The 4,672-nt window shown below is 59.0% G+C and carries 6 protein-coding genes; 3 read left to right on the top strand and 3 right to left on the bottom strand.

All coding sequences use genetic code 11. The features are described from left to right. The first annotated feature begins 121 nt into the window (after window positions 1-121). Together VN622_06955 and VN622_06950 are read left to right on the top strand one after the other, a co-directional pair. Window positions 122-775, top strand: coding sequence for a corrinoid protein (locus VN622_06955; protein ID HWR35592.1), 654 nt, complete (start codon window positions 122-124; stop codon window positions 773-775). Between the two features lie 89 nt (window positions 776-864). Beyond that, on the top strand, window positions 865-1,122 hold the full coding sequence (locus VN622_06950) for a hypothetical protein (GenBank protein HWR35591.1): 258 nt from the start codon (window positions 865-867) through the stop codon (window positions 1,120-1,122). A gap of 269 nt (window positions 1,123-1,391) precedes the next feature. On the opposite strand, the gene VN622_06945 is transcribed toward VN622_06950, so the two are convergent. Continuing rightward, window positions 1,392-1,970, bottom strand: coding sequence for a hypothetical protein (locus VN622_06945; GenBank protein ID HWR35590.1), 579 nt, complete (start codon window positions 1,968-1,970; stop codon window positions 1,392-1,394). A gap of 280 nt (window positions 1,971-2,250) precedes the next feature. Then, on the bottom strand, window positions 2,251-2,913 hold the full coding sequence (locus VN622_06940; protein HWR35589.1) for a hypothetical protein: 663 nt from the start codon (window positions 2,911-2,913) through the stop codon (window positions 2,251-2,253). 288 nt (window positions 2,914-3,201) lie between these two features. Here VN622_06940 and VN622_06935 point away from each other — a divergent pair, with 288 nt between their 5' ends. Beyond that, complete coding sequence (locus VN622_06935) at window positions 3,202-4,137, top strand: FRG domain-containing protein (GenBank protein HWR35588.1); 936 nt, start codon at window positions 3,202-3,204, stop codon at window positions 4,135-4,137. A gap of 255 nt (window positions 4,138-4,392) precedes the next feature. On the opposite strand, the gene VN622_06930 is transcribed toward VN622_06935, so the two are convergent. Then, on the bottom strand, window positions 4,393-4,672 hold a 280-nt coding region (locus tag VN622_06930; protein HWR35587.1), incomplete at its 5' end, for a hypothetical protein.

The following is a 4,672-nucleotide window of genomic DNA, read 5'->3' as shown; positions in this document are numbered from 1 at the left end:
GCGGGTTCGTCTTCAACTCGATCCACAACGTCCAGGCATGCACCCCGGTTCGGAATATAATGGCGATGATCGACGCCGTCCGGGAATTCAATGGAATCACGAAGCGCGATACGAGGCATTAATGACTGACCTTAAGAGACTTTACGATGCAATTTTAGACGGCGACGCCAAGACGGCGACCGCAGTCACCAAGGAGGCGCTTGCCGAAGGCGTCAACCCGCTCGACCTGGTGACCAATCACATGGTTCCCGCCATGGACGAGGTGGGGAAGCGGTTCGAGTGCGAGGAGTACTTCGTGCCGGAACTGCTGATTTCCGCGCGCGCCATGAAGGGGGCGCTGGAACTGATCCGGCCACTGCTGGCGGCGCAAGGCAGCGAGCCGGTAGCGCGTGTAGCCATTGGCACCGTGAAGGGCGACCTGCACGATATCGGCAAGAACCTTGTAGCGTCGATGCTCGAAGGCGGTGGGTTCGAGGTGATAGACCTGGGGGCAGACGTATCGCCCGACAAGTTTGTAGCCGCGGTGAAGGAGCGGGGCGCCAACCTGATTTGCCTCTCGGCTCTCCTGACTGTGACCATGCCCGCCATGAAGACCACCATCGAGGCACTCACCAATGCCGGCGTGCGGGGCAAGATCAAAATCATGGTGGGCGGCGCTCCGGTAACGCCGCAGTATGCCACCGAGATCGGGGCGGACGGTTACGGCGAAAACGCCATCTCCGCCGTCAGCCTGGCGCGGCAGCTCGTAGCACAAGGTTCAGAAGCCTCCGCGTAAGCTGTACTCCAGAATCCGGCCGCTGCCCGGGGCGGCCGGATTCATCCGTCGGGTTCCTGCTATAATCGTCTTCCCGCGAGTCCCCAAGCATGAGCCTTATTCCGCCGGAATCCGCCGTCATCGCCACCCTCGTCCACAACCTGCGGCAGCCGCTCAGCACGATCGAAACCTGCGCGTTTTTTCTACGCATGGTCCTCGACGGCACGGCGGATCCGCGCGTCTCAGAGAACCTGGAACTGATTGAGCGCCAGGTCGCCGAAGCGCAACGCATCCTGCTGGCGGCCCGTGTTGAAGAGAGCAGCGAGAGCCACTGCCTCACGAAAGCCGAAAGCGCCGGCGGGGTGTAAAGCATACCGGAGTTCTCTGCAACTCGGAGATACGAGCCGATCCCACCCGCCGCGGCGCTTACTTCCCGGCAACCCAAATAGCACTCCCGAGCCGTGGCAGCCGATTCGGACTTGCCGATCCACGATCTGGGCGTTATGCGTCAAGGTGACGTGACGCGGACTTCAGTTGAGGAATCACCGCGGACCGCTGTTCGGGGAGGCATTCGCCGAAGAAAGGTAGGACGGCGACGTCTACGAGGGCCTCGTTCAACGGCACCAAGGGCGACTCTTCAACGCTTCAACGAACGTTGCAACAAGTCGATTGCTGGGTGGAGGCGATCCTGTTCCTCAAATAGTCTATTGACCGCCTCTGCCGTAGCGCCGAGGCGGGCCAGGACCATGGGAGCAGATATCAGCACTCCCCAAGCAGCCATTCGAAGCGGTATTGTCCAATCGCTTTCCTCAACGAAACTGCCAAAGTGGATCGTCTGCCCCTTGACAGGTAAGACCGGCCCAACATGGCCGGGATGATTCACCACGTCGTACTCAGTCCTCCGGACACATTCGAGCGCATCGGGTTCGGCGTGGGCAACCTGGCTGACTCCACGATAGAAGGCATAGAGCTGAAGATGGCCGAGTTCCGTCAGTATTTCCGGCAGGTTTGGCTTTGGCGTAACGGTTCCGCGAGGTAACTTCGCTTCTATGGCGGTTCTCCACGCTGCGTAACGCTCCGCTGCTCTCCGTGCGTTCTCGGCATCGGCCGCAGATTTCGACTTAAGATCCCGCGCCAACTGCGAGTAAAACCTCTCGTTGTCCTTGTACCACCCAAGCCATCGGCCTTCACGGTCGAACGGGTCATCAGGAAACACGAGCCACGCTGCTGTGGCCCCACTCTCGAATGAGCATCGGGCACAGGCGGTCGCCCCCACGTAGTGACGAACGTCTCGGGCGCCAAGGTCATGAACTGCCCAGCAGTGTTGCACAGCCAACTCCACCAGTGCCAAGGCAGCGGAATCCGCCTCGTACCTGCCCAAGGTCCAATTCGCCGAAGGTTGTGCCACCGAACGGAAGCAGGAAAGAAGACTACCGAAACGTCCCAAAGCCTCTGTAAATGAACTCTTGTTATCCATCAGCCGCTATGCCTCAAGGTTATGCAGGTGGCGCCGGGTTGCTCTGCGGTGGAAAAGCGAATGCAGGCGCGAGTATCGAATTTGTGCCGTAACGCTTCTCCAGCACAAAAGCCGAAGTGCGATTGCACAGAATCCGATTGTACGGGACCAACTCTACGAAGCCGTCGTCATGGGTTGCGGGAGAAAACAGCCGAACACTGGCCCTCGAACCATCGACTGTTCGAAACCGGAGGAGCACAATCTGCTTGCCTTCGCGCGTCAAAAGGTAGGATGCGACGTGTTCGCCGGTCGGCTTCAACTGCTCTCCGTGCAGGCTTCGGATCACGTCCTCGAACGAGGAATAGGCCGAGTTCCTTTCCATCTCAGCCACGAGTTCCTCTGGATAGCCGCCCGCGCTCACTAAGCAGCGGGAATCCGGCTTCAAGAGGTCCTCTACGTACAGTGCTGCGCTCGGTCGTCGTGTCCTCTCGATCAGCCGGACGCTAACTCCAGCGGCTATTCCCCGACCAAAGTTTTCAATAGCGAAGCCCCCCTTGGCGCGCCGCAAGACCAAGACGGGTCTGGTGTCGTGTTTGTACTTGCGATAGGAGAGCACGAACGCAGAGATCGACAGGACGGCACTACCGACATTGCCCAGAACCGACCAGTTCTGCTTAAGCCACGTTAAAAGAGATACCGCCATCTGAAAAGATTATAGAATAGTTATCCCGTGGCGTCGGCCACCTTGGGTTGCTGTTTGGTTGGATCGTTAGCACCCCGGTCCGGGGGAGCAATGCACATGAAAAAGTCGCCAAACCTGAGAAATGACCTGCTCAGGTCGGTGAACGGCTATCTGGAACTTGGCCGACGCCACGCAGGCTTGGGGGAGTGATCCCCAACCGTATCCGTGCACTCTTCCTCAAGCCGACCCCGAACAGACGGTGATCGCGCCGGTGCAGCGAGCTACCAATGGATGTTAAAAAGACCTCATATGGATGGCAAAGATCAGTATGCGGACCTCATGGAGGAACTTACCCGCCAACCGCTCGAGGATGAGATGTACATGGGCGATCCAGTCGTTTGTACCGATGCGCCGCAGTTCTTTGACCTGGTCCGCGCCTCGCCGTTCGATAACGGCCGGTGGGTATTCCGTGGCCAATGCGACGAAAAGTGGCGGCTTCAACCGCTGATTGAAAGGCTCTTTCTCGACTGTCAGGCTACCGCGTTCATCGAGGGCACGCTCGATACCGGTGGCCTTGCCAGGTTTGTCATTCGCGAATTCCGACGTCGTGTTCACAACTACCTCAGCGAACTCCCTAGGGACGATGACGACGAAGAGTGGCTCGCTCTCATGCGGCACTACGGCGCACCAACCAAGTTGCTGGACTGGACGAAATCGCCTTATGTAGCCGCGTTCTTCGCCACCGCTGACGCGCGGAACACTGACTCAGCCGTCTGGGCTATCGATAGGGTCTCAGTCCAAGAGGAGGCCAGGCGCATGCTGGGCGTCAACCAGATGTCATCCATCAGTGTTCCAGAACACCTCCTGGGACTGCGGTACGGACCTGCCGCGAGCACCCCCCCAGTCGTCGTGCCGCTGTGGCCGTTTCGCATGAACGAACGGCTGACGATTCAACAAGGACTGTTTCTGTCCCAGAATACGCTCCGTTGGCCGTTCGAGGCTTGCCTCAAGCACGTGCTCCGCAGCGCCTCGGCGAATCGGAGGCTAGATCGGAAGTGGCTCCGTAAGCTTGTTGTCACGAAGTCCGCGCGTCTGCAGGTGTTGCGGGAACTTGAAATGATGAATATAAACTATGCGACGCTATTTCCGGGTCTCGATGGCTTTGCGCGCTCACTGACGATCGCCATGGAAATCCGTACCCTTGCGGCTTGTGATCCCGCACACCGCTTTGACGAAGAACCCTAGCTGGATTCGCCCCAGCTGGTTCGGAGCCACGACGGACAGAATAACCATTGGCGCATGGCGGGTGAACTGGGGGAAACCGGCCCGATCAATAAAAGGCCCTACGGTCTCGCGGTCCACTTGGCTGGTTTGTCGTCGTTGCGGAGAAGTGATCAGGTCCGGCGCACGAAGGCGGGGTTGTAGCCTTAGAGACGAAGCAATAGGCGTTGCGGAACCCGGGGACAGTTTGAGCTGGTTCTATGCTATCGAAACGCGCGTTCACCCCGCAGGAAAGAACCGCTGCCTTACGAAGGCAGAGAGTGCGGGCGGGGTGTAAACCGGCGGCGAAGCGGAGAACCGCGGTTTCGACTCCCAAAGGCCCTGGGGAATATCCTTCCAGTTCGGCGAACTCAGCCCATGATCGATTACGACGACGGCATCGGCGCGGTCCAGGTAGCGCGCGGCCGAGGGTTTGAAATCTTCGCAGGCAAAATCCAGCACCATGATGTAGAGATCCGGCTCAAGGAACTCCAGGATGCTGTTGGATTCGATGATGGTG

The sequence above is a fragment of the Clostridia bacterium genome (genome assembly GCA_035561135.1).
In the GTDB taxonomy this organism is placed as follows: Bacteria; Acidobacteriota; Terriglobia; order Terriglobales; family Acidobacteriaceae; genus DATMYA01.
Note: the sequence above shows the minus strand (reverse complement) of the source record. Positions and strands in the feature narration are given on the sequence as shown.